Source organism: Streptomyces sp. NPDC038135, from assembly GCF_055601245.1.
The window spans coordinates 140,828-163,076 of sequence record NZ_JBVJXS010000003.1 but is presented as its reverse complement, the minus strand read 5'-3'; the positions used below and the strand labels follow the sequence as shown (position 1 = coordinate 163,076).

Annotated in this window: 23 protein-coding genes and 1 tRNA gene; 7 read left to right on the top strand and 17 right to left on the bottom strand. The window is 73.4% G+C overall.

The genetic code is table 11. The features are described 5' to 3' along the window. Window positions 1-23: 23 nt before the first annotated feature. Together ACZ7JA_RS09170 and ACZ7JA_RS09165 are read right to left on the bottom strand one after the other, a co-directional pair. Entirely contained in the window at window positions 24-2,474 is a 2,451-nt protein-coding gene (locus ACZ7JA_RS09170) for an MFS transporter (RefSeq protein WP_470807794.1), read from the bottom strand. Window positions 2,475-2,556: 82 nt separating this feature from the next. Next, window positions 2,557-3,051: a MarR family winged helix-turn-helix transcriptional regulator gene (locus ACZ7JA_RS09165; protein WP_351661497.1), complete on the bottom strand. Its 495-nt coding sequence runs from the start codon at window positions 3,049-3,051 to the stop codon at window positions 2,557-2,559. A 205-nt stretch (window positions 3,052-3,256) separates the two neighbouring features. Here ACZ7JA_RS09165 and ACZ7JA_RS09160 point away from each other — a divergent pair, with 205 nt between their 5' ends. Continuing rightward, window positions 3,257-3,454 carry a hypothetical protein gene (locus tag ACZ7JA_RS09160; protein ID WP_351661495.1) on the top strand — a complete coding sequence of 66 codons (198 nt, stop codon included), beginning with the start codon at window positions 3,257-3,259 and terminating at the stop codon, window positions 3,452-3,454. A gap of 77 nt (window positions 3,455-3,531) precedes the next feature. Here the strand turns inward: ACZ7JA_RS09160 and ACZ7JA_RS09155 are convergent, their stop codons facing one another. The 8 genes from ACZ7JA_RS09155 to ACZ7JA_RS09120 all read right to left on the bottom strand — a co-directional run bounded on the left by ACZ7JA_RS09155 (window position 3,532) and on the right by ACZ7JA_RS09120 (window position 8,173). Next, window positions 3,532-4,467, bottom strand: a complete 936-nt coding sequence (locus ACZ7JA_RS09155) for an RNA polymerase sigma factor SigF (RefSeq protein WP_351661493.1) — start codon at window positions 4,465-4,467, stop codon at window positions 3,532-3,534. Window positions 4,468-4,779: 312 nt separating this feature from the next. Further along, on the bottom strand, window positions 4,780-5,616 hold the full coding sequence (locus ACZ7JA_RS09150) for an RNA polymerase sigma factor SigF (RefSeq protein ID WP_351661491.1): 837 nt from the start codon (window positions 5,614-5,616) through the stop codon (window positions 4,780-4,782). 175 nt (window positions 5,617-5,791) lie between these two features. Then, window positions 5,792-6,085 carry a Dabb family protein gene (locus ACZ7JA_RS09145; protein WP_470807793.1) on the bottom strand — a complete coding sequence of 98 codons (294 nt, stop codon included), beginning with the start codon at window positions 6,083-6,085 and terminating at the stop codon, window positions 5,792-5,794. A 10-nt stretch (window positions 6,086-6,095) separates the two neighbouring features. Then, on the bottom strand, window positions 6,096-6,275 hold the full coding sequence (locus ACZ7JA_RS09140; RefSeq protein WP_351661487.1) for a hypothetical protein: 180 nt from the start codon (window positions 6,273-6,275) through the stop codon (window positions 6,096-6,098). Window positions 6,276-6,465: 190 nt separating this feature from the next. Continuing rightward, window positions 6,466-6,550: transfer RNA gene (locus ACZ7JA_RS09135), tRNA-Ser, on the bottom strand. A 45-nt stretch (window positions 6,551-6,595) separates the two neighbouring features. Further along, on the bottom strand, window positions 6,596-7,027 hold the full coding sequence (tadA, locus tag ACZ7JA_RS09130; protein WP_351662147.1) for a tRNA adenosine(34) deaminase TadA: 432 nt from the start codon (window positions 7,025-7,027) through the stop codon (window positions 6,596-6,598). A 56-nt stretch (window positions 7,028-7,083) separates the two neighbouring features. Beyond that, window positions 7,084-7,620, bottom strand: coding sequence for a tRNA adenosine deaminase-associated protein (locus tag ACZ7JA_RS09125; RefSeq protein WP_351662144.1), 537 nt, complete (start codon window positions 7,618-7,620; stop codon window positions 7,084-7,086). Between the two features lie 334 nt (window positions 7,621-7,954). Beyond that, window positions 7,955-8,173 (bottom strand): hypothetical protein, encoded by a 219-nt coding sequence (locus tag ACZ7JA_RS09120; RefSeq protein ID WP_389451747.1) that lies wholly within the window; start codon window positions 8,171-8,173, stop codon window positions 7,955-7,957. Window positions 8,174-8,269: 96 nt separating this feature from the next. On the opposite strand from ACZ7JA_RS09120, the gene upp reads away from it, so the two are divergent. Beyond that, a complete protein-coding gene (upp, locus tag ACZ7JA_RS09115; protein WP_351661484.1) occupies window positions 8,270-8,905 on the top strand; it encodes a uracil phosphoribosyltransferase in 636 nt (211 codons plus the stop codon). Between the two features lie 117 nt (window positions 8,906-9,022). Here upp and ACZ7JA_RS09110 read toward each other — a convergent pair whose 3' ends face one another. Next, the gene (locus ACZ7JA_RS09110) at window positions 9,023-9,634 is read right to left on the bottom strand and encodes a LytR C-terminal domain-containing protein (protein WP_389451945.1); all 612 of its coding nucleotides are present in this window, start codon (window positions 9,632-9,634) and stop codon (window positions 9,023-9,025) included. Window positions 9,635-9,755: 121 nt separating this feature from the next. Then, window positions 9,756-10,052: a type II toxin-antitoxin system VapB family antitoxin gene (locus tag ACZ7JA_RS09105; protein ID WP_004943146.1), complete on the bottom strand. Its 297-nt coding sequence runs from the start codon at window positions 10,050-10,052 to the stop codon at window positions 9,756-9,758. Window positions 10,053-10,167: 115 nt separating this feature from the next. Between ACZ7JA_RS09105 and ACZ7JA_RS09100 the strand changes: the two genes are divergently transcribed. Further along, window positions 10,168-11,739 (top strand): helicase HerA-like domain-containing protein, encoded by a 1,572-nt coding sequence (locus tag ACZ7JA_RS09100; protein WP_470807792.1) that lies wholly within the window; start codon window positions 10,168-10,170, stop codon window positions 11,737-11,739. A gap of 17 nt (window positions 11,740-11,756) precedes the next feature. Here ACZ7JA_RS09100 and ACZ7JA_RS09095 read toward each other — a convergent pair whose 3' ends face one another. The 4 genes from ACZ7JA_RS09095 to ACZ7JA_RS09080 all read right to left on the bottom strand — a co-directional run bounded on the left by ACZ7JA_RS09095 (window position 11,757) and on the right by ACZ7JA_RS09080 (window position 13,696). Next, a complete protein-coding gene (locus tag ACZ7JA_RS09095; RefSeq protein WP_351661478.1) occupies window positions 11,757-11,882 on the bottom strand; it encodes a hypothetical protein in 126 nt (41 codons plus the stop codon). A 46-nt stretch (window positions 11,883-11,928) separates the two neighbouring features. Then, entirely contained in the window at window positions 11,929-12,249 is a 321-nt protein-coding gene (locus tag ACZ7JA_RS09090) for a hypothetical protein (RefSeq protein WP_470807791.1), read from the bottom strand. Between the two features lie 80 nt (window positions 12,250-12,329). Then, a complete protein-coding gene (locus ACZ7JA_RS09085) occupies window positions 12,330-13,031 on the bottom strand; it encodes an HdeD family acid-resistance protein (protein WP_351661472.1) in 702 nt (233 codons plus the stop codon). A 62-nt stretch (window positions 13,032-13,093) separates the two neighbouring features. Beyond that, on the bottom strand, window positions 13,094-13,696 hold the full coding sequence (locus ACZ7JA_RS09080; RefSeq protein ID WP_351661469.1) for an HhH-GPD-type base excision DNA repair protein: 603 nt from the start codon (window positions 13,694-13,696) through the stop codon (window positions 13,094-13,096). A gap of 137 nt (window positions 13,697-13,833) precedes the next feature. Between ACZ7JA_RS09080 and ACZ7JA_RS09075 the strand changes: the two genes are divergently transcribed. From ACZ7JA_RS09075 to ACZ7JA_RS09060, 4 genes are all read left to right on the top strand, one after another. Continuing rightward, entirely contained in the window at window positions 13,834-15,984 is a 2,151-nt protein-coding gene (locus ACZ7JA_RS09075) for a penicillin acylase family protein (protein ID WP_470807790.1), read from the top strand. After that, window positions 15,977-16,573 (top strand): GNAT family N-acetyltransferase, encoded by a 597-nt coding sequence (locus ACZ7JA_RS09070; RefSeq protein ID WP_470807789.1) that lies wholly within the window; start codon window positions 15,977-15,979, stop codon window positions 16,571-16,573. The genes ACZ7JA_RS09075 and ACZ7JA_RS09070 overlap by 8 nt, the downstream gene beginning before the upstream one ends. A 110-nt stretch (window positions 16,574-16,683) precedes the next feature. Continuing rightward, the gene (locus tag ACZ7JA_RS09065) at window positions 16,684-18,504 is read left to right on the top strand and encodes a copper resistance CopC/CopD family protein (RefSeq protein ID WP_470807788.1); all 1,821 of its coding nucleotides are present in this window, start codon (window positions 16,684-16,686) and stop codon (window positions 18,502-18,504) included. A 22-nt stretch (window positions 18,505-18,526) separates the two neighbouring features. Beyond that, a complete protein-coding gene (locus ACZ7JA_RS09060; protein ID WP_389451729.1) occupies window positions 18,527-19,147 on the top strand; it encodes a poly-gamma-glutamate hydrolase family protein in 621 nt (206 codons plus the stop codon). A gap of 107 nt (window positions 19,148-19,254) precedes the next feature. On the opposite strand, the gene ACZ7JA_RS09055 is transcribed toward ACZ7JA_RS09060, so the two are convergent. Further along, a complete protein-coding gene (locus tag ACZ7JA_RS09055; protein ID WP_470807787.1) occupies window positions 19,255-22,044 on the bottom strand; it encodes a SpoIIE family protein phosphatase in 2,790 nt (929 codons plus the stop codon). Window positions 22,045-22,249: the final 205 nt, after the last annotated feature.

Sequence of the window (22,249 nt, the reverse complement as noted above, 5' to 3'; positions counted from 1 at the left end):
GCCGTCACGGGCCGGGGGTCGAACTATTCGCCGGGGTGGGCGAGTTCGATGTCGTGGTCGTCGACTCCGGTGCCGTGCACGGACAGGGCGGTGGCCACCGGCGGGTAACCCGTCGCGATGACGGTGTAGTCGCCGCCGTCCAGGTCGGTGAAGGCGTACGCCCCGTCCGTCCCGGTGGTGGCCGTGCCGACCACGTTGCCCGCCTGGTCGACCAGGGTCACGCGGGCGTCGGCCAGCGGACCGTGCGGGGCCCGCACGACACCCTGCAGCCGGGCGCCGGCGTCCAGGTCGACCTCGATCCGGGTGATCCCGGCCGTGGCGACCTCGACCGGCAGGGCGCGCGGCCGGAAACCGCTCGCGTTGACCGCGACGGTGACCGCGCCCGGCACCAGGTCGGTGAAGGCGAACTCGCCCTGCTCACCGCTGGCGGCGGTGGCCAGCAGGTCGCCGCGCACGTCGGTGACGATGACCATCGCGTCCTTGACCGGCAGCGCGCTGCCGGCCGAGCGGACCACACCGGTCAGCCCGCTGGTGCCGCTGAGCAGGATGTCGTAGGACAGCGGCTCCTCGCCGACCACGATCGTGGAGGCCTGCGGCTGGAAGCCGTCGGCGGAGGCGATCAGGACGTACGAGCCGGTGCCCGGCGCGTCCACCGCGTAGGAACCGTCGGCCTGGGCGACCGAGCGGCCGAGCTGGCGGCCGGACAGCGAGATCAGCGTGACCGCTGCCTGCGGGACCGGGGCGCTCTCGGCGCCGCGGACGAATCCGTGCACCGGGGTGCCGCCGCCGGCGCCCGGCTCCGCGACCGTGGCGACCGCGGTCACCGGCTGCGCGGCGGCCGCCGGAGCGGTGCCTTCGGACCCGGTGCCGGTGGTCGCGGCGACCGCGGCCGGAACGGCCTGCGCCTCGGCGACGACCGGGGCGGCGGCCGGGTCCAGGGCGGGCGCGTCGGCGTCCGCCGCCTGGGCCAGGGCGCCCTTGGTCTTCAGCGGGACCTCCTTGATGAACAGCGTGATCAGGAAGGCGACGGCGGCGAGGGCGGCCGCGATGTAGAAGACGTCGGCGATGCCGTGGCCGTAGGCGCTCTCCAGCAGCGTCCGGATGGGCAGCGGCAGCTTGTCCATGTCCGGGATGGTGTCGGTGGAACCCGAGCCGGCCATGGCGGCCTGGTACTTGGGGCTCAGGGACCCGATGCCGTCCGTGACGTAGTGGGTGATCCGGCGGGACATCACCGCGCCGAGGGCGGAGACGCCGACCGCACCGCCGAGGGAGCGGAAGAAGGTGACCGTGGAGCTGGCCGAGCCGAGGTCCGAGGGCGCCACCTGGTTCTGCGTGGCGAGGACCAGGTTCTGCATCATCATGCCGATGCCGAGACCCAGCAGGGCCATGAAGATGGCCATCTTCCAGTAGTCGGTGTCGTACCGGATGCCGCCCAGCAGGGCCAGGCCGGCCGTCACCAGCACGCCGCCGCTGACCAGCCAGGCCTTCCAGCGGCCGGTGCGGGTGATGAACTGACCCGACACGGTCGAGGAGACGAACAGGCCGCCGATCATCGGGATGGTCAGCACGCCCGACATCGTCGGGGACTTGTCGCGGGCGAGCTGGAAGTACTGGCTGAAGAACACGGTGCCGGTGAACATCGCGACACCGACGAACAGCGAGGCGAGCGACGCCAGGGTGATGGTGCTGTTGCGGAACAGGCGCAGCGGGATGATCGGCTCCTTGGCCTTCGCCTCGACGAGGACGAAGAGCGCGCCGAGCACGACCGAGCCGCCGACCATCGCGTAGGTCTGCCAGGACACCCAGTCGTACTTGTCACCGGCGAAGGTGACCCAGATGAGCAGCAGGGAGACGGCCGCGGAGATGAGCGTCGCGCCGCCCCAGTCGACCTTGACCTCGCGCTTGACCACGGGGAGGTGCAGGGTCTTCTGCAGCACGATCAGCGCGATGACGGCGAAGGGGACGCCGACGTAGAAGCACCAGCGCCAGCCCAGCCAGGAGGTGTCGGTGATGACACCGCCGAGCAGCGGGCCGCCGACGGTGGCGACGGCGAAGGTGGCGCCGAGGTAACCGGAGTAACGGCCCCGCTCACGCGGGGAGATCATCGCCGCCATGACGATCTGGGCCAGGGCCGACAGACCGCCGACGCCGATGCCCTGCACCACGCGGCAGACGATCAGCATGCCGGGGTTCTGCGACAGGCCGGCCGCCATCGACGCGACGACGTAGATGACCAGGGCTATCTGGACGAGCGCCTTCTTGCTGTACAGGTCGGCGAGCTTGCCCCACAGGGGAGTGGCCGCGGTCATCGACAGCAGGGCGGCCGTGACCACCCAGGTGTAGGCGGACTGACCGCCGCCGAGGTCGCCGATGATCTCCGGCAGGGCGTTGGAGACGATCGTGGACGACAGGATCGCCACGAACATGCCGAGCATGAGCCCGGACAGGGCCTCCATGATCTGCCGGTGGGTCATCGGGGCTTGACCTGTGCCTCCCCCGTGCTTGGCGTGAGCCCGCACACCGGCTGGTGTGGTCGTTGCCATGGGCTTCCTTTACTTACGTGCTTGCGGGTGTACGGGTGGTCTCTTCGACTACGGGCGCGGGGATCCGGACCGGCGTCGAGCGGCAGTCGCCGAAGGACGCGCGCAGGCGCGCCATCAGCTCGATGAGCAGGCCGACCTCGTCGTCGGTCCAGTCGGCCAACCGCTCCGCCAGCAGGTGCGTGGTCCGCCGGGACAGCTCGTCCAGCTGCTCCAGGCCCTCGGGCGTCAGGCGCAGGATGCGCGAGCGCTTGTCCGCGGGGTCCGGGAGCCGCTCGATCCAGCCGCGCGCGACGACGTGCGCGACGTGCCGGCTGGTGACGGACATGTCCACGGAGAGCAGCTCCGCGAGCTTGCTCATGCGCATGTCGCCGTGACGGCCGAGCAGGGTCAGCACGGCGGCCGCGCCGGCCGGGCACTCCGACGGCAGTATCCGTCCCAGGTCCCGTTTCACGGCGCCGAAGGCGCTGAACTGACGCACCAGCTCCTCGTACTGCGCCCGCTCGGCCATCGCACCTCCCGTATTCGTTGCTTAGGGCAACCATAGAGCCGGTTGGTTGCTGCAGGCAAACAAGTAGGGGTCCATCGGCGCAAAAACTTGGCAAAGGCAAGTATTGCGAACGTAAACGTGCTGGTCGGAGTGGCCGCCCGTGCCCCGTCCGTCCTGGTGGACCCCCACTTGGGTCGCACCCCCGGATTCGCTAGTGTCTCGGGCCATGGCTAACACCCAGGGCCCTCAGGGCAATTACGACCCCGCAGGCAGCACCCAGATGTTCCGCGCGTTCGTCGACGAGGGCCCCCAGGGCCGGCAGCAGCAGCAGCCCGCCTCGTCCGGACCCCGGGTCGGCCTGATCATCGGCATCGTGGCGGCCGTGGTCGTCGTCGCCGCCGTCGCCTGGCTCGCGCTCAAGTAGGACACCCGGCAGCCCGGACACACGAAGGCCGCCGACGCTGCCGCAACGGCGCGTCGGCGGCCCTGTCCGGGTGCCCGTCAGTCCGAGATGAGGCCCTCCCGCAGCTGGGCCAGGGTCCGGGTCAGCAGCCGGGAGACGTGCATCTGGGAGATGCCGACCTCCTCGCCGATCTGCGACTGGGTCATGTTGGCGAAGAAGCGCAGCATGATGATCCGGCGCTCCCGGGGCGGGAGCTTGGCCAGCAGCGGCTTCAGGGACTCCCGGTACTCCACGCCCTCCAGCGCGGTGTCCTCGTAGCCGAGGCGGTCGGCGAGGGAGCCCTCGCCGCCGTCGTCCTCGGGGGCCGGGGAGTCGAGCGAGGAGGCGGTGTAGGCGTTGCCGACCGCGAGGCCGTCGACCACGTCCTCCTCGGAGACGCCGAGCACGGCGGCCAGCTCGGTGACCGTCGGGGAGCGGTCCAGCTTCTGGGACAGCTCGTCGCTGGCCTTGGTGAGGGCCAGGCGCAGCTCCTGCAGCCGGCGCGGGACGCGCACCGACCACGAGGTGTCGCGGAAGAACCGCTTGATCTCGCCCACGACCGTCGGCATCGCGAACGTCGGGAACTCCACGCCCCGTTCGCAGTCGAAGCGGTCGATCGCCTTGATCAGGCCGATGGTGCCGACCTGGACGATGTCCTCCATCGGCTCGTTGCGGGAGCGGAAGCGGGCCGCCGCGTAGCGCACGAGGGGGAGGTTGAGCTCGATCAGGGTGTCCCGGACGTAGGCGCGCTCGGGGCTGCTCTCGTCGAGTGCGGCGAGCCGCAGGAACAGGGACCGGGACAGGGTCCGGGTGTCGATGTCCGCCGCGACCGGCGGGGCCGGGGCAGGAGCGGCGGCCGGGTCGGCCTGGGCCGGCACGGCGTCGAGGGCCGTGACGCCCTCGATGCCGTCGAGGACGTCGAGAGCGTGGAGCTCCTTGGGCGCTGCCTCGCTCGTGGGCGTGAGGACCTTCGAGCTGCCCTGGTCTGCGGACATGCCACCCCCTTTGGGTCGCGGGACGGTCGCGGCGGCGTTGCCTTTCGAGCAACGCAGCCCTCACCTGAATACCGGAGCCGGAGCTCCGGCAAACGCTCTTCCCGCAGAATGTCACATGTCGGCAACACGCTGTAGTGACATGTCGACATGCCAGCCGCGAATCGGCCCTGGAAAGAAGGGGTCTGATGGTCTTTCGGCGCACAACTGTCGGGATCCGCACCGATGGGGGATTCGCTCTTCCCGGTGAGTGATCGATCCTGCTTTCGATCCGTCGTGGGCTGGCCTTTTCCGGAGTGTGCTCCCGTGCGCCGGTTATGCCTCGATGCGATTCGCGGATCGCAGCCGCTGGAAGCTACGCGCGAGTAGCCGGGACACGTGCATCTGGGACACACCGAGTTCCGCGCTGATCTGCGACTGGGTCAGATTGCTGTAGTAGCGCAGGAGCAGAATTCTCTGCTCCCGTTCGGGGAGCTGGACCAGGAGGTGGCGGACCAGGTCGCGGTGCTCCACGCCGTCCAGGGCCGGGTCCTCGTAGCCGATGCGGTCCAGCAGGCCGGGCATCCCGTCGCCCTCCTGCGCGGCCTCCAGGGAGGTGGCGTGGTACGAGCGTCCCGCCTCGATGCAGGAGAGCACCTCGTCCTCGCCGATCCTGAGCCGCTCGGCGATCTCGGCGGTCGTCGGGGAGCGTCCGAAGGCCGTGGTGAGGTCCTCGGTCGCGCTGTTGACCTGCACCCACAGCTCGTGCAGCCGGCGCGGTACGTGGACCGTGCGGACGTTGTCCCGGAAGTACCGCTTGATCTCGCCGACCACGGTCGGCATCGCGAAGGTCGGGAACTGCACCCCCCGCTCCGGGTCGAAGCGGTCGATGGCGTTGATGAGGCCGATGGTGCCGACCTGGACGACGTCCTCCATCGGCTCGTTGCGGGAGCGGAAGCGGGCGGCCGCGTAGCGCACGAGCGGGAGGTTGGCCTCGATCAGCGCTCCGCGCACCCGGTCGTGCTCCGGCGTGCCCGGCGTCAGGTCCTTCAGCTCGGCGAAGAGCACCTGGGTCAGGGCGCGGGTGTCGGCGCCGCGGCGCTTCTCGGGGGTCGGAGGGGCGGGGCTGGGCACCTCGTCCTGGGGCGGCGCAGTACTGGCCGACACGGTCAACGCCACCTCTTCATCGGTCAGTCATCCGTCAAAAGCGGTCATAGCATCACAAGACATGTGCACTGTGTGCAAGCACCGTATAACGCCGTGTTGTGGCCAAGTGGCGCTCAGTTCGGGGCCCGAGACGCGCAAGAGCCCCCCGTCCTCGCGACGGGGGGCTCGGGGCGTGCGGGGGTCAGAACTCGTAGTCGGCGATCACCCACGTGGCGAACTCCCGCCACAGCGCGACGCCGGCCTGGTGGGCCGGGTGCTCGAGGTAGCGCCGCAGCGCGTCCCGGTCCTCGACCGCCGAGTTGATCGCGAAGTCGTAGGCGATGGGCCGGTCGCTGATGTTCCAGGCGCACTCCCAGAACCGCAGCTCCTCGATCCGGCCGCCGAGCGCCCGGAAGGCCTCCACGCCCGCCACGACCCGCGGATCGTCGCGCTCGACGTCCTCGTTGAGCCTGAACAGGACCAGATGACGGATCATGGGGTGTACCTCAGCTCTGTGCTCCGTCGGCGACCCAGGTCATGAAGTCGCCCACGGCCTTGGCCGCGTCCGATATGCCCTCGAAGCCTATCTGGACGTAGTCGGCCGCCTTGGCCGGGTCGGTGATGATCACGTACAGCGCGAACACCGCGAGCACGTACACGGCGATCTTCTTGGCGTTCACCGCCACCGCGGCCTCCCCTGCCCCTGCTGCGACTCTTCGGCTGTCCTGTTGTCGGCGGTGAGTTTATCCGCCCGCTCGTGTGTTCAGGCCTGGTAATCGTGTGCGAGTCGTGACGGACCGGAACACGGGCCGGTGTCTGGGGAGTTGGGAATACGACGAGAGGCCCGGTCCATCGGACCGGGCCTCTCGTGCGAAGCGGTAGCGGAGGGATTTGAACCCTCGGTGACTTGCGCCACACTCGCTTTCGAGGCGAGCTCCTTCGGCCGCTCGGACACGCTACCGAGGGAGACCTTACAGCAAGGTGGGGCGTGGTTTGAAATCGGAATTCAGCGGTCCCGGAAGAACTCCGTGAGCACCCGGGCGCAGTCCTCGGCCAGGACGCCCTCGACGACCTCCGGGCGGTGGTTGAGCCGCCGGTCGCGCACGACGTCCCACAGCGAGCCGGCCGCTCCGGCCTTCTCGTCCCGGGCGCCGTAGACCACCCGGTCCACCCGGGACTGGACCAGCGCGCCCGCGCACATCGTGCAGGGCTCCAGCGTGACGACCAGCGTGCAGCCGGCCAGCCGCCACTGCCCGAGCAGCGCGGCGGCCCGCCGGACGGCCAGGACCTCCGCGTGCGCCGTCGGGTCGCCGGTGGCCTCGCGCTCGTTGTGCCCGACGGCCAGCACCGTCGTGCCGTCCGGGGACAGCAGGACGGCGCCGACGGGGACGTCGCCGCCCTCCACCGCCCGCCGGGCCTCCTCCAGGGCGAGCCGCATCGCGGGCCGCCAGGGATCGCGCACCGGGTCCGGTGCGCCGGTGGTGTCCTCGGTGCTCAGCGGACGGTCTCCAGCACCTCCGAGGCGCCCAGGGCCTCGGCGATCGTGCCCAGGGCGTCGTCGGCCTCCAGGGTGCGCAGCTCCTTCTCCCCGATGCCGAGGTCGTCGAGGATCTCGCTGTCGCCCACCGGGCTGTGCGGCACCGCGTCGGAGGCGACGGCGTCCCCGTCGTCCTCGGCGTCGACGGACTCGCCGTCCTCCGTGCCGTCGAGATCGAGCGAATCCAGGTCGGGGACGTCGTCCGCGCCCGGCTCCCGGCCCAGCAGCTCGTCGGTGAGCAGCAGCTCCCCGTAGGCGCTGCGGGCGGCGGCGGCCGCGTCCGAGACGTAGATGCGAGGGTCCTCCTCGCCGTCCACGCGGACGACACCGAACCAGGCGTCCTCCTGCTCGATCAGGACCAGCACGGTGTCCTCTTCGGGAGAGGCTTCCCGGGCCAGGTCGGCGAGATCCGACAGGGTCTCCACATCATCGAGCTCTGTGTCGCTCGCTTCCCACCCGTCTTCGGTGCGCGCGAGCAGTGCGGCGAAGTACACCGTGACTCTCCCACTGGTCATAGGCGTGCCGGTTGGGGGTCCCCCCGGCGGAGGTCTCTGAGCGGCCGGAGCCCGTGCTCCGGGCTCCGCCCAATCGGAATCGTGGCAGAAACAAGACGTTCAGGGGACGTCTTCGGCTCCCTGTGTCCGGCAGTTTCGATCGTGGATCCGTGGCCGGTCCACGCGTACGTCCGTTGCCGCCACCTGCGGATCGTACGCGGCCAGACCGGCGCTCACGCACGTCCACCCGGGCAACACCGGTTCGTTCACCGGTCTTTCCCACCGGCTGTCTTCCCACGGGTCTCTTCCCACCCGACCGTACGACGGAATCCCCCTACCAGCGGAAGGTTCGCATCCGCATGGCGTGGCGCAACCGGGCCGCCTTGGCCCGCCGGGGCTGGACGCGGTCGCGCAGTGCCCGGGCCTCGGCGAGATCGCGCAGGAACTGGGCGCGGCGGCGCCGGCGCTCGGCGTCCGTCTCGGGCCGCCGGGGGCCTGTCGTGCGCCCGGCGTCCACGGCGGCGTCGGTCTCGTGATCAGGCAGGTCAGGCACAGTCACACCACCCCGGGTCCGTCCCTCCCACTTTCCCTCCGTCGGGCGGTTTGATGCCAGCGCGGAGTGCGGCCGAGCGCGGTTACTGTTAGGGACATGCGTCTCCACGTCGTCGACCACCCCCTGGTCGCTCACAAGCTCACCACGCTGCGCGACCAGCGCACCGACTCCGCGACCTTCCGCCGGCTCGCCGACGAACTGGTCACCCTGCTCGCCTACGAGGCCACGCGGGACGTGCGCACCGAGGCCGTCGACGTCCAGACGCCGGTCGCCCGGACCACCGGCGTCAAGCTCGCCCGGCCGCGCCCGCTGGTGGTGCCGATCCTGCGCGCCGGTCTCGGCATGCTGGACGGCATGGTCCGGCTGCTGCCGACCGCCGAGGTGGGCTTCCTGGGCATGATCCGCAACGAGGAGACGCTGCAGGCCTCCACGTACGCCTCGCGCATGCCGGAGGACCTCTCCGGCCGCCAGGTGTACGTCCTCGACCCGATGCTGGCGACCGGCGGCACGCTGGTCGCGGCCATCCAGGAGCTGATCAAGCGCGGCGCCGACGACGTCACCGCCGTGGTCCTGCTCGCGGCGCCGGAGGGCGTCGAGGTCATGGAGCGGGAGCTCGCGGGCACCCCGGTCACGGTCGTCACGGCGGCCGTGGACGACCACCTGAACGAGCAGGGCTACATCATCCCCGGCCTCGGGGACGCGGGCGACCGGCTGTACGGCGCGGCCGAGTAGAACCCGTCCGGCGTTCCGGGCCCGCCCCGGCCGGCGCCTCCCCGCCGGTGCGGGTGGGCGAGCCGGGGTCCGGGCCGCCGGCGTGATCCGCCGGACGGGCCCTGGACTGGGCCCTGTTCAGCAGCCCTTCTGCGACGCGGCGGTCGTCCGCTTCGGTTCGGTCAGCCGGGCCAGGGCCTGGTCGGCGGCGGCCCGCTGGGCCAGGCTGCCGAACTTGTCGCCGATGATCAGGTCGAGGCCGGCCCCCTTGCGGCCGGCCTCGGTGCGGTGCTCGGCACCGGGCAGCTGGGTGGCGAGCACCGGCAGCGAGGTGTCCAGCGCGGTGGCGGGGCCGAGGAGCACTCCGGCGCCCTTGACCTTCTTGTCGTACTCCTTGGGCGCGTTGCCCACGTCGCCGATCTTGAAGCCGCGCTTCTTCAGCTCGTCCGCGGTGGCCTTGGCGAGACCGCTGCGGGTCGTCGCGTTGTAGACGTTCACGGTGATCGTGCGGGGCTCGGGCAGGGCCCTGGCGGGCGCGGCGGAGGCCTTCGCGACCGGGCACTCGGCCTTGGTGCCGGCCGCCGCGGACTTGTCGCCGCGGGTGAAGACGTCGATGAGCTGCAGGGTGCCCCAGCCGATCAGCCCGAGCGCGGCGACGGAGGCCACCGCGGCGGCCACCAGCCTGCCGCGCCGCCGGGGAGGGCGCATCCGAGGGTATTTGCCCCCCGTGATCCGGTACTGGCCGCCCATGCCGGGGGGAGTCAGCATGCTCATGAACGCAGCGTAGTGCGCCTGGGCGGCGATGCCTATTAGATGATCACCAGATGCAGCACAGCGGAACCCGAAAGGGGCAACGGGCGTGTCGTGCGGCTCAGTCGAGTTCGAGCACGCGCGCGTGCAGCACCTGGCGCTGCTGGAGGGCGGCGCGCACCGCTCGGTGGAGGCCGTCCTCCAGGTAGAGATCGCCCTGCCACTTCACGACGTGCGCGAAGAGGTCGCCGTAGAACGTCGAGTCCTCGGCCAGCAGGGTCTCCAGATCGAGCTGCTGCTTGGTGGTCACGAGCTGATCGAGGCGGACCGGGCGCGGCGCGACGTCCGCCCACTGCCGGGTGCTTTCCCGGCCGTGGTCGGGGTACGGCCGGCCGTTTCCGATGCGCTTGAAGATCACACGGAAAGCCTACCGGTCCAGACGTTCCGGGCGCAGCCATGGCGGCGCAGTGCGACGCTGGAAATGCCGGAGCGAAGAGGCTCATAACGGGTGCTTTCGGAGACAGGGGCCGTGGATGAGTGACAGCGAGGCGCTGCCCGCCGAGGCCGAGCGGATCCGCGCCGGATACGGCTTCACCGGTCGCGCCCTCGATCTCGGCGCCCTGCTCTGGGACGGCCGGTGTCTCCCGGAGGCGCCGGTGCGCGTCCCGCTGCCCATGCTCAACCGGCACGGACTGGTCGCGGGCGCCACGGGCACCGGCAAGACCAAGACGCTCCAGCTGATCGCCGAGCAACTGTCCGCGCAGGGCGTGCCGGTGTTCCTCGCGGACGTCAAGGGCGACCTCTCCGGGATCTCCCGGCCGGGCGTGTCGAACGACCGGGTCCGGAGCCGCGCGGCCGAGACGGGCCAGAGCTGGACGCCGGCGGGGTTCCCCGCGGAGTTCCTCGCGCTCGGCGGGCTCGGCCACGGCATCCCGGTGCGGGCCACGATCACGAGCTTCGGGCCGGTGCTGCTGTCCAAGGTGCTCCGGCTCAACCAGACCCAGGAGCAGTCCCTCGGCCTGATCTTCCACTACGCCGACACCAAGGGCCTGGAGCTGGTCGACCTCAAGGACCTCAGGGCCGTGGCCGCCTTCCTCGCCTCGGACGAGGGCAAGGCCGAGCTGAGGGACATCGGCGGACTGTCCACCGCCACGGCCGGGGTGATCCTGCGTGCCCTGACCGCCTTCGAGGCGCAGGGCATGGCGGACTTCTTCGGCGAGCCGGAGTTCGACACGGCCGAGCTGCTGCGTACGGCGCCGGACGGGCGGGGCGTCGTCTCCGTCCTCGAACTCCCCGCCGTGCAGGACAGACCGCAGCTCTTCTCCACCTTCCTGATGTGGCTGCTCGCCGACCTCTTCCACGACCTGCCCGAGGTGGGCGACGCCGACCGGCCCAAGCTGGTCTTCTTCTTCGACGAGGCGCACCTGCTGTTCAGCGGCGCCTCCCGGGCGTTCCTGGAGTCGATCACCCAGACCGTGCGCCTGATTCGCTCGAAAGGGGTCGGCGTCTTCTTCGTCACCCAGACCCCGAAGGACGTGCCGTCCGACGTCCTCGGCCAGCTCGGCAACCGGGTCCAGCACGCGCTGCGGGCCTTCACGCCGGACGACCAGAAGGCCCTGAAGGCGACCGTGAGGACCTTCCCGGACTCCGCCTACGACCTGGAGGAGCTCCTCACCGGCCTCGGCACCGGCGAGGCCGTGGTGACCGTGCTCAGTGAGACCGGCGCCCCCACGCCGGTCGCCGCGACCCGGCTGCGCGCCCCGCAGTCCCTGATGGGCCCGGTGGACGGGCCGGAACTCGACCAGGCCGTGCGGGAGTCCGCACTCCACGGACGTTATGCACAGGCTGTGGACCGCGAGTCGGCGTACGAGCGGCTGAGCGAGCGGCCGGCGGCCGGGGCGCCGGAGCCGGGCCGGGCCCAGGAGGCCGCGGGCGCTGCGGAGACCGCGCGCACCCGGGGGAAGAAGGCCCCGAAGGAGGAGCCGTCGCTGGTCGAACAGGTCGTGGGCAGCGGGATGTTCAAGTCGCTGGCCCGCTCGGTCGGCACCCAGATCGGCCGCGAGATCAGCCGCTCCCTGTTCGGTACCGCACGGCGGAGGCGGTGACCGCCTCCGCCGGCTGATCAGCGGCCGTCCTCCTTCGCCGGCCCCTGCGGTCGCGTGTCCGTCTTCTCCGGCCGGGCCGGCGCGCTGCGCCTGGCCTCCGCGCGCAGCAGGGCGCGCAGGACCGCGTACGGGTCTGTGGGCATGGTCGTTCCTCGCGTAGTGCTGACTGGACCTGGGGGAAGGGCCCGGTCAGCAGCGCAGGACCACCGTGCGGAGCAGGGCGACGGCGCCGGGCGGCCGCGGCACGGCGGGGCCCGCGGGCGCCGCCGTACGGGCGGGCGCCGGTGCGGGCAGGGGCGAGGGACGTTCGGGGGCCCCGGCCGGGTGGGAGACGCGGGCGGCCGGGCGCGGCAGGGTGTCCAGGTGGTCGTGCTCCGAGGCGCCGGCCGACGCGGCCGGGGCGGGCGCCGGCTGGGCCTGCACATGGGCGCCTGGCACCCACACCGCCAGGAGCAGCACGAGCACCCGCAGCCAGATGCGGCTGCGGGATTCACGTACGGTCCTGCTCACACCGGGTCTGTGCCCGCCCGGCCGCCCCGCCGCAGCACGCGCCGCCCGGGATACGCCCGTTCGGCCCACCGCCCCCGGTCTCACACCGTGCGCGGGACCTGCCGGGCCATGCCCCGGACGCGGATCGCGGTGACGATCTCCACGATGCCGACGATCACCAGCCACCAGCCGGCGAGCAGGGTCAGCACGGCGACCGAGGTGAAGGGCGAGTCGATCAGCACGATCCCGGCGACGAAGGTGACGATGCCGAGGAAGATCTGCCAGCCCCGGGCGGGCATCCGGGAGTCGGAGGCGGCGGCCAGGGTCTGGGTGATGCCCCGGATCAGCCAGGCGATGCCGATCCACAGGGCGAGCAGCAGGGACGACTGCATCGGCCCGCGGAAGCAGAACAGGCCCAGCAGGATCGACAGGGCGCCGCTGATGAAGGCGAGCACGCGCAGCGAGGTCCGCTGGTGGGTGCCGAAGGCGGCGGCGAGCTGGAAGACGCCGCTGACGACGAGGTAGACCCCGAACAGCACCCCCGCGACGAGCAGGGAAGGGCCCGGCCAGACCAGCACCAGGACGCCGAGGACCAGGGAGGCGATCCCGGTGCCCAGGACGACCTGCCAGGCCGCCCGGGACAGGGCGTGCAGAGGCCCTTCCAGGGGCGGTTCGGGTTCGTGGTGGCCCTGGGGGGCGTGCCCCCCGTGGACGCTCCGGTCGTCGGGGGCGTGCCCTCCGTGGACGCTCCGGTCGTCGTACTCACGGTCCCAGGAGGGGCCGCCGCTGGGTGCCTCGGTCATGCTTCATGCTCGGATCGTCCCGGGCGGCCCCGCCACCCGGACTGGACCATCCGGCTGAGGCGCTACTTCCCCGCGGACTTCGCCGCCTTGGCGGCCTTGGCCGCCGCCTTCGCCTCCTGCTTGTGCGCCCGCACCCGGGTCAGCGACTCGGGTCCGGTGATGTCGGCGACGGACCGGAAGGAGCCCTCCTCGCCGTACGCCCCGGCGGCCTCCCGCCAGCCGGCGGGCCGCACGCCGAGCTGCTTGCCGAGCAGCGCCAGGAAGATCTGCGCCTTCTGCCGGCCGAACCCGGGCAGGTCCTCAAGCCGCTTCAGCAGCGCGGCCCCGTCGCCGGCGTCCCGCCAGACGGCCTCGGCGTCCCCGCCGTAGTGCTCGACCAGGAACTGGCACAACTGCTGGATCCGCTTGGCCATCGAGCCGGGGTAGCGGTGCACGGCGGGCTTCTCGGAGAGCAGCGCGGCGAACGCCTCCGGGTCCATGGCCGCGATCTCGTGGGCGTCCAGGTCCCGGGCGCCCATCCGGCCCGCGATGGTCGCCGGGCCCTTGAAGGCCCACTCCATCGGGATCTGCTGGTCCAGCAGCATCCCGGTCAGCGCGGCGAGGGGGCTGCGCCCCAGCAGCGCGTCGGCCTCGGGGTCCTGGGCGAGGTGCACGGTCGCGTCCATGGCTCGATGGTGCCCCGGCGGCGCGCCGGGCGCAGCCGGGCGCGGTCGTGCGGGCCGCTCCCCTCGGGCCGGCGGGGTGTCACGTACGATCTCCTTGACTTAGGCAAGCCTTACCTAAAGAGAAAGGGTGCTCCGAGGTGACCAGCGAGATTCACCGCGACGCCTGGGGCATCCCGCATCTGCGGGCCGCCGACGCCCGCGCCCTGGCCCGCGCCCAGGGCCGGGTGACCGCCCTGGACCGCGCCTGGCAGCTGGAGGTCGAACGGCACCGGGCCCGGGGCGCCTCGGCCTCCTTCCTGGGCGCGGCCGCCCTGCCCTGGGACGTGTTCGCCCGCCGCGCCCGCCTCGACGACACCGCCCGGCGCTGCTTCGGCGCGCTGGAGAGCCGGGACCCGGAGACGGCGGACTGGGTCCGGGCGTACGTCGACGGCGTCAACGAGGGACTGGCCGACGGCGCCCGCCGGGCGCCCGAGTTCGCGCGGTCCGGCCTCGCCCCGGGCCGCTGGGAGCCCTCAACCCCGCTCGGGGTCTGGCTCGCCACGCACATCCTGTTCGCCGGCTTCCCGGCCAAGCTGTGGCGCGAGGAGGCGATACGGCACCTCGGCCCCGAGTCGGTCGGCCTGTTCGCCACCGACGGCCCCGGCACCGCAGGCAGCAACGGCTGGCTCCTGTCCGGCGACCGCACCGGCACCGGGCGGCCCGTCCTCGCCGGTGACCCGCACCGCTTCATCGAGGACCCGGGCGTCTACCAGCAGATCCGCCTGGCCTGCCCGGAGTTCGACGTCGTCGGCCTCGCCGTCCCCGGCGTGCCCGGCGTCGCCCACTTCGGCCACACCGGCACCGTCGCCTGGGCCATCACCAACGCCATGGCCGACTACCAGGACGTCTACCGCGAGCGGCTGCGGCGCACCGGCGCGGGCGTGGAGGCCCTCGGCCCCGACGGCGTCTGGCGCCGGGCGCTGCGGCACACCGAGACCGTGGAGGTCGCCGGGGAGGCCCCGGTCGAGATCGAGGTGATCGAGACCGCGCGGGGGCCGGTGATCGCCGGCGGCCCGGAGGGCCTGGAGGCGGGCGTCACGGCCGCTCCGCCGCCGGGCCGCGGCGCCGGCGACGGGACCGGCCCGGCCGAGCCGCCCGTCGCCCTCGCCCTGCGCTATCCGCCCCGCGTCACGGAGGACCTCGGCTTCGGCTGTCTGCTCCCCCTCCTGCGCGCCCGCCGGGCCGGCGACGTCGACCGGGCGCTCGACGGCTGGGCCGAGCCGGTCAACGTCGTGCTGGCCGCCGACACCGAGGGCGGGCTGCTGCACCGGGTCGCCGGCCGCGTCCCCGTGCGCGCCGACGACAACCGGCTCCGGGTGGTCCCCGCCTGGCGGCCCGGCCACGAATGGCGCGGCTGGCACGAGACGCCGCACGCCCGACCGGACGGCGACGGCATCGCCGTGATGGCCAACCAGCGGCGGGGCCCGGCCGCTCCGCTCGGCGTCGAGTTCGCGCCGCCGCACCGCGCCGACCGCATCCGCGCCCTGCTCCGGGAACGGCCCACCTGGTCAGCCGCCGACCTGCACACCGTCCACACCGACACGTTCCTCGCCTCGGCCGGTCCGCTGCTCGACCGCGTCGCCTCCCTCGACGGCCTCGGCCCCGAGGCGGCCCGCCTCCGCGACCGGCTGCTGGCCTGGGACCGCCGCATGGACGTCGGCAGCACCGGCGCCGCCGCCTACGCGGCGGTGCGCACCGCGGTCGTCCGCCGGCTCGCCGCGCACCCGGCGTTCGCCGCCCTCACCGAACCGCCCGCCTACCCCGAGGTCCTACTCCCCTGGCTGGCCCTCGTCCCGCGCGTCGGCCACGCCCTCGAACACCTGCTGGCGGCCGAGGAGCTGTACGGCGTCGACCGGGACGCCGTCGTACGGGACGCCCTGACGGAGACCGCCGCCGCGGAGCCGGCCGGCGCCTGGTCGGACACCCACCGGCTCGCCCCCTGGAGGGCGCTGCCGGCGCGGGAGCCGCACCAGGAACCGGGCCTGGCCGGCGACCACGACTGCGTGCTGTGCACCTCGGCCGTCCCCGGCCTCACCGACCTCGCCGCCCGCGGCCCGGCCGCCCGCTACGTCTGGGACCTCGCCCGCCGCGAGGACAGCCGCTGGGTGGTCCCGTTCGGCGCCGACGGCGTCCCCGGCGCACCGCACCACCGCGACCAGCTCCCCCTGTGGCTCGAGGGGGAACTCGCCCCGGTCGTCACCGACTGGGCCCTGCTCACCCCCGAGGAAACCCAGGAGAACGATGTCTGACCTGTTCGAACGGCACATCGACGGCTACGGCACCGTCCGCGTCCGGCCCCTCGACCCGGCGGGCGACGCGCGGGTCGTGCACGCCTGGGTGCGCGAGGAACGCGCCGCGTTCTGGGGCATGACCGGTCTGACCCGCGCTCAGGTGACCGAGGTCTACGCCCACATGGCGACCCTCGACACCCACCACGCCCACCTCGTCACCAAGGACGGCGCACAGGCCGCCCTGCTGCAGACCTACGAACCCGGCGCCGACCGGGTCGGCGAGTGCTACCCGGTCCGCCCCGGCGACATCGGCGTCCACGTGCTCCTCGCCCCCGCCGGACCCGCCGGGCGGCGCCCCGGCTGGACCTCGGCCCTGCTCACCGGGATGACGGCGTACGCCCTGCTGGGGCTCGGCCGCCGCCGGATCGTGGTCGACCCGGACGTGCGCAACACCAGGGCGGTCGAACGCTTCCGGCGCCACGGTTTCACACCCGGCCCCGAGGTCGTGCTGCCCGAGGTCGACCTCCCCGACGTGCACCTGCCCGAGAAGCGCGCCCGGCTGGCCTTCCTGGAACGGGAGGCGGCCTTCCCCGGCGATCCGGTCTGATCCGCCGGCCGGTGCGGTGAGCACGGCGGCCGATCGCCGCGTACGTATGTGGAGGGCTGACGTGACCCGGAGCGCATGCGGCCGCCCGGGCCGGGGGACGGAGGGCTGAAGTGCGCGACGCACACCGGTGGCTGCGGCGGCTGACGGTGCTCGGCACGGGCCTGCTCCTGCTCCTGCTCGGCACCGCGGTCCCCGCCTCGGCCCACGCCGCCCTGCGCGGGACCGACCCCGCCGACGGGACCGTCCTGAAGTCCGCCCCGCGCCGGGTCACGCTGACCTTCACGGAGTCCGTCGGCCTGCTCACGGACTCGTTCCGCGTCTACGACCCGGAGAACCACCGCCTGCGCACCGGCGAGGCGGACCACGCCCCCGGCCGCTCCGACACGGCCCGCGTCCCGCTGCCCGACAGGCTCGCAACCGGCACCTACACGGTGACCTGGCGGGTGGTCTCGGCGGACAGCCACCCGGTGTCCGGGGCGCTCACCTTCTCGGTGGGCGAGCGCACGGCGGCGCCGGCCGCCCCGCTCCCGGACCGCGCGGAGAACCGGGCCACGACGGGCCTCTACGACATCGCGCGCTACCTCGCCTACCTGTCCGTGGCGCTCCTGCTCGGCACGGCGGCGTTCACGGCGTACTGCCGGCCGCCCGGCCGCGCCCGGCTGCGCCGTCCGGCACTGGCCGCCTGGGGCGTCCTGCTCGTCTCGACCGCCGCTCTCTTCCTGCTGCGGGCGCCCTACGAGGAGGGCACCTCGCCCACGGGGGCGTTCGCGCTGTCCTCGCTCACCCGCACGGCCACGACCCGGCCCGGTGAACTCCTGCTCGCCCGCCTGACCCTGCTGCTCCTCGCGGCCGCCTGCGTCCCGGTACTGCGCCGGGGCGCGTGGCGGCGCGTCCCCCGCCGGGCCCTGCTGGCCGCGGCCGCCGTCTTCTCCGTGGCCCTCTCCCTGACCTGGGCGGCGGCCGAACACGCCTCCGCGGGGCCGCAGGTGCCGGTCGCCATCGCGTCCACGGCCCTGCACCTGCTGGCCATGGCCGCCTGGCTGGGCGGCCTCGCGGCCCTACTGCTGACGCTGCGCCGGGACCCGGCGGCGGAGCCGGCCCCCGCGGGCACGCCGGAGCCGGTGGCGCGGACCGTCACCCGCTTCTCCCGCCTGGCCTTCGCCTCGGTGACGGTCCTCGCGGTGACCGGCGTCTACCAGTCCTGGCGGGGCCTGGGCTCCCTCCAGGCGCTCACCGGCACGACGTACGGACACGTCCTGCTGGCCAAGCTGGCGGCGGTGGCCCTGCTCCTCGCGGCCGCCTCCCGCTCCCGGCGCTGGACGGCCCGCCTGATGAGCCCGTCCCCCGCGGCCCGGCCGGCCCGCGTCCCCGAGCCGGCCACCGGCCCGCCGCTGCCGCCCGGGCCCCGGCCGGCGCCCGGCCCGGACACCCCGCCGGTCCCCGCCCCGCACCGGCTGCGCCGCACCGTGCTGGCCGAACTGGCCACGGGTGTCGTCGTCCTCGTCCTGACCACCCTGCTGACCAGCACCCTGCCGGGCCGGGCGGCGGCCGAGGCGGCGCGGTCCGACGCGGCGCCGGCCGGCATCCCGGCAGCCTCGGTCACCACGATCCCGTTCGACGTCGGCACCGCCGGCGGCCACGGCAAGGTGCAGATCACCCTCGACCCCGGAAGGGTCGGCACGAACTCCGTGCAGGCGGTGGTCTACGGCCCCGACGGCGGCCTGGCCTCCGTCCCCGAACTCCGCCTCACGATGACCCTCGCCGCCCAGCGGGTCGGCCCCCTGGACGCCAGGGTCACCGACCGCGGCGGCTACTGGGCGGCCGACTCCTTCGCCCTGCCGATGCCCGGGACGTGGACCATGAGGGTGACGGTCCGGGTGTCGGACGTGGACCAGGTGACCGTGTCGAAGACCGTACGGGTGGTGCGGTGACCGACCCGGGGGAGAGGGCGACATGGAGCACGGCGAGCGCGTGGACATCGAGCGGGTGGTCATCGAGGGTGTGGAGTTCGAGGCCGCTCTGACCGTCCGGTCGGACATCGGCCTGCTGGCCCTGCACGGCGGCAAGGAGGGCGGCACGGCGGAACTGGCTCGCGAGGCGGCGGCCCGCACCGGAGCGACCGCACTGGTCTTCACCCAGCCGGCCGGCACCCCGGCCCACATCCCCTCACACCGGATGTCCGAGGCCCCGAGCGAGGCCCTGCGGGAGTTCCTCTCGCACGTGTCCCTCGCCGTCTCCCTGCACGGCCACCTGCGGCCCGACGCCCCCCGCTCGGTCTTCCTGGGCGGCGCCAACCGCACGGCCGCGCTGGTTCTCGGCCGCCCGCTCGCCCTGCTCGCCCCCGCCTTCGAGACCGTGACCGACCTGGAGCTGATCCCGGCCGGACTGCGGGGCCTCAACCCGCGCAACCCCGTGAACCTGACCCGCGCCGGAGGCGTCCAGGTGGAACTCCCGCTGGCCGCGCGGACCTCGCGCCCGGAGGAGGACCGGGGAGCGCCCGAGACACCCCCGCGGGCGGTGGCGGACGCCTTGGCCGCCGGCGTCGCGGAGCTGACGGCGCGGCGGCCCGGCTGACCGGCGGCGCGAGCACCGGGCCGGGTTCACGGCTCCAGGTCGTCGAACCGGGTTCACGGCTCCAGGTCGTCGAACCGGGTTCACGGCTCCAGGTTGTCGAACCGGATTCAGGGCTCCAGGTCGTCGAACTGTTCGAGGAGGAAGTCGACCGGCGTGTGCCCGGCCGCGGCGGTCGCGCCGTCCTGGAGCTGCTGCTCCGTCCAGATCACCTTGCCGCGGCTGGTGTACCGGGTGCCCCAGCGCTGCGCGAACTGCGCGACCAGGAACAGGCCCCGGCCGCCCTCGTCCATGGACGCCGCCCGCCGCAGCCGCGGCGAGGTGCTGCTGCCGTCCGACACCTCGCAGGTCAGACCGCGGCTGTGCAGCAGCCGCACGGTGACCGGCGGCGAGCCGTACCGGATCGCGTTCGTGACCAGCTCGCTGAGGATCAGCTCCGTGGTGAATCCGGCCTCCTCCAGCCCCCACTGCGCCAGCGTCTCCCGGCAGCGCGCCCGCACCGAGGGGACCACCGCCGGGTCCGACGGCACGTCCCACTCGGCCACCCGCGAGGGCGGGAACCGCCGGGTGCGGGCCGCCAGCAGCGCGATGTCGTCGGAGGAGTGGGCCGGCTTCAGGGTGTCGATCACCGTCCGGCAGGTCTCCTCCGGTGAGCGGTCGCCGCCCCCGTCCAGCGCCTGGCGCAGCCGCTCCATGCCGACGTCGATGTCCTGGCCGCGGTCCTCCACCAGGCCGTCCGTGTACAGCAGCAGCTGAGTGCCCTCCGGCAGGGTCAGCTCGGCGGTCTCGAACGGGTAGCCGCCCAGGCCGAGCGGCGCCGACGCCGGTACGCCCGGGCAGTCGACCGTGCCGTCGGGCCGCACGAGCACCGGTTCCGGGTGCCCCGCGCGGGCCACCGTGCAGGCCCCGCTCACGGAGTCGTAGACCGCGTACAGGCAGGTCGCCCCGGTCACGCCTTCGCCCTCCAGGTCCTCCGCCGCCCTGCTCTCCTCGTTGTCCATGCGGACGACCAGGTCGTCCAGGTTGCCGAGCACCTCGTCCACGGGCAGGTCCAGCGTGGCGAAGTTGTGCACCGCGGTGCGCAGCCGGCCCATCGTCGCCGCCGCGTGCAGCCCGCGTCCCACGACGTCGCCCATCACCAGGGCCACCCGGGCGCCGGGCAGCGGGATGACGTCGAACCAGTCGCCGCCCACCCCGCCCTCCGCCGGCAGGTACCGCCAGGCGACCTCCAGCGCGTCCTGCTCCGGCTGTCCGCGCGGCAGCAGACTGCGCTGCAGCGTCACCGCCATCGCGTGCTCGCGGGTGAACCGGCGGGCGTTGTCGATGGCGACCGCCGCCCGCGCGGCCAGTTCCTCGGCGAAGGAGAGGTCCTCCGGCTCGAACGGCTGCGACTCGGCCCTGCGGTAGAAGTTCGCCACGCCGAGCGGCACACCCCGGGCCCGCAGTGGCACCGACAGCAGCGAACGCAGCCCGCACTCCAGGGACTTCCGGGCCCGCTCCGGATCCTGCTCCCACCAGCCGGAGGACTGCCGCAGGTCCGGCTCCAGCATCCCGTGCCCCTCCTGCAGGGTCCGCATCTGCGGGGCGAGGGGCGAGAAGGTGATCACTTCGCCGAGCTGGTACACCGGCACGTTCCGCCGCTCCCCGGCGATCGCCGCGCGCCGCAGATGCCGCCAGCCCTCCGCCGTCGGCTCCCACCCGCGCAGCACCGCGTCCAGCAGGTCCACCGTCACCAGGTCGGCGAACCGCGGCACCGCCACATCGGCCAGCTCCTGGGCCGTACGCTCCACGTCCAGCGTCGTGCCGACCCCCACCCCGGCGTCGTACAGCAGGTTCAGCCGCTGCCGCGCCACATCGGCACGGCCGGTGATCGCCGCCAGCTCGGTGGTGTCCCGCAGCGTCACCACGCTGCCCCCGCGCCCGTTGCGCGGGTAGGTGGGTCGCTTGTTCATCGCCAGCAGCCGGTTTCCCACGAGATGCACTGCGTCGGTGACCGCCTCCGGCGAGGCCAGCAGCCGCCGGACCGGCTCCGGCAGGTCGAGCTCCTGCACCGGACGCCCGCGCGCGTCGTCCGGGAGTCCGAGCAGCCGCGTCGCCTCCTCGTTGGCCAGCAGCAGCCGGCCCCCGGCGTCGGTGATCAGCACGCCTTCCCGCACCGCGTGCAGCACCGCCTCGTGGTGCTCGTACAGCTCCGCCAGCTCCCCGGGGGCCATGCCGCGCGTCTGCCGCAGCAGCCGACGGGACACCAGGGTCGTCCCGGCCACGGCCAGCGCCAGCGCGACGGCGCCGGCGCCCAGGGTGATCGGCAGTTCCGGCATCGCCGTCACGTTCTTGACCGTGATCCCGGCGGAGACCAGGCCGACGATCTTGCCCTGGGCGTCGGTCACCGGGACCACCGCCTGCACGGCCATCCCCCGGCCCGTCGGCAGCGGCGGTCCGCCGGCCCGCTCGACGACCGTTTTGCCCTGCAGCGCCGGCCCGATGGTGCCGACGAACTTCTTGCCGATCTCGCTCGGGTAGGGATACGTGTAGCGGATGCCCTTGGTGTTCATGGCGACGACGAAGTCGACGCCGGAGCGCTTGCGGGCCGCCTCCGCCTTCGGCTGGAGCAGCACCGTCGGGTCCGGGCTGCGCAGCGCCCTGGCCACGCCGGGGGCGCTCGCGAACGACTGCGCCGCGACGACCGACTCCCGGCTGCCCTCCCGCAGCGCGTCCCGCTCCGCCTGCAGCACCACGGCCGTCACCGCGGCCACGACCAGCAGCACCACGATCACGACCTGCAGCAGGAGCACCTGACCGGCCACGCTGCGCAGATCCAGCAGGGAGGTACGGCGCCGTCGGGGACGTCCGGCGGACCAGTGCTCCGCCGAACCCTCAGGCTGCCCGGAAAATCCCTCCATATCCCCTTGATAGCACCACTGCCCGATCCCGGAGCGAGCGAGGCCGACGCGTCCCGGCCGAACCGCGCGTCACAGTGGTCGCGCCGCGCCCCGGGGACGCCGCGCCCGCCCGTCCGGTCCCCGGCGGAGTACGGTCGAGGTCCCCGAGGCGCCGTCCCGGCGCGACGGCGCCGTCCGGTGCCCGCCGCCGAAGGGCGGGGAGAGG

Coding starts and splice junctions, on each gene's coding strand:
- ACZ7JA_RS09170 (WP_470807794.1), bottom strand. CDS start 2,474: ATGACCCACCGGCAGATCATGGAGGCCCTGTCCGGGCTCATGCTCGGC.
- ACZ7JA_RS09165 (WP_351661497.1), bottom strand. CDS start 3,051: ATGGCCGAGCGGGCGCAGTACGAGGAGCTGGTGCGTCAGTTCAGCGCC.
- ACZ7JA_RS09160 (WP_351661495.1), top strand. CDS start 3,257: ATGGCTAACACCCAGGGCCCTCAGGGCAATTACGACCCCGCAGGCAGC.
- ACZ7JA_RS09155 (WP_351661493.1), bottom strand. CDS start 4,467: ATGTCCGCAGACCAGGGCAGCTCGAAGGTCCTCACGCCCACGAGCGAG.
- ACZ7JA_RS09145 (WP_470807793.1), bottom strand. CDS start 6,085: ATGATCCGTCATCTGGTCCTGTTCAGGCTCAACGAGGACGTCGAGCGC.
- tadA (WP_351662147.1), bottom strand. CDS start 7,027: ATGCGGCTCGCCCTGGAGGAGGCCCGGCGGGCGGTGGAGGGCGGCGAC.
- upp (WP_351661484.1), top strand. CDS start 8,270: ATGCGTCTCCACGTCGTCGACCACCCCCTGGTCGCTCACAAGCTCACC.
- ACZ7JA_RS09110 (WP_389451945.1), bottom strand. CDS start 9,634: ATGGGCGGCCAGTACCGGATCACGGGGGGCAAATACCCTCGGATGCGC.
- ACZ7JA_RS09100 (WP_470807792.1), top strand. CDS start 10,168: ATGAGTGACAGCGAGGCGCTGCCCGCCGAGGCCGAGCGGATCCGCGCC.
- ACZ7JA_RS09095 (WP_351661478.1), bottom strand. CDS start 11,882: ATGCCCACAGACCCGTACGCGGTCCTGCGCGCCCTGCTGCGCGCGGAG.
- ACZ7JA_RS09085 (WP_351661472.1), bottom strand. CDS start 13,031: ATGACCGAGGCACCCAGCGGCGGCCCCTCCTGGGACCGTGAGTACGAC.
- ACZ7JA_RS09080 (WP_351661469.1), bottom strand. CDS start 13,696: ATGGACGCGACCGTGCACCTCGCCCAGGACCCCGAGGCCGACGCGCTG.
- ACZ7JA_RS09070 (WP_470807789.1), top strand. CDS start 15,977: ATGTCTGACCTGTTCGAACGGCACATCGACGGCTACGGCACCGTCCGC.
- ACZ7JA_RS09060 (WP_389451729.1), top strand. CDS start 18,527: ATGGAGCACGGCGAGCGCGTGGACATCGAGCGGGTGGTCATCGAGGGT.
- ACZ7JA_RS09055 (WP_470807787.1), bottom strand. CDS start 22,044: ATGGAGGGATTTTCCGGGCAGCCTGAGGGTTCGGCGGAGCACTGGTCC.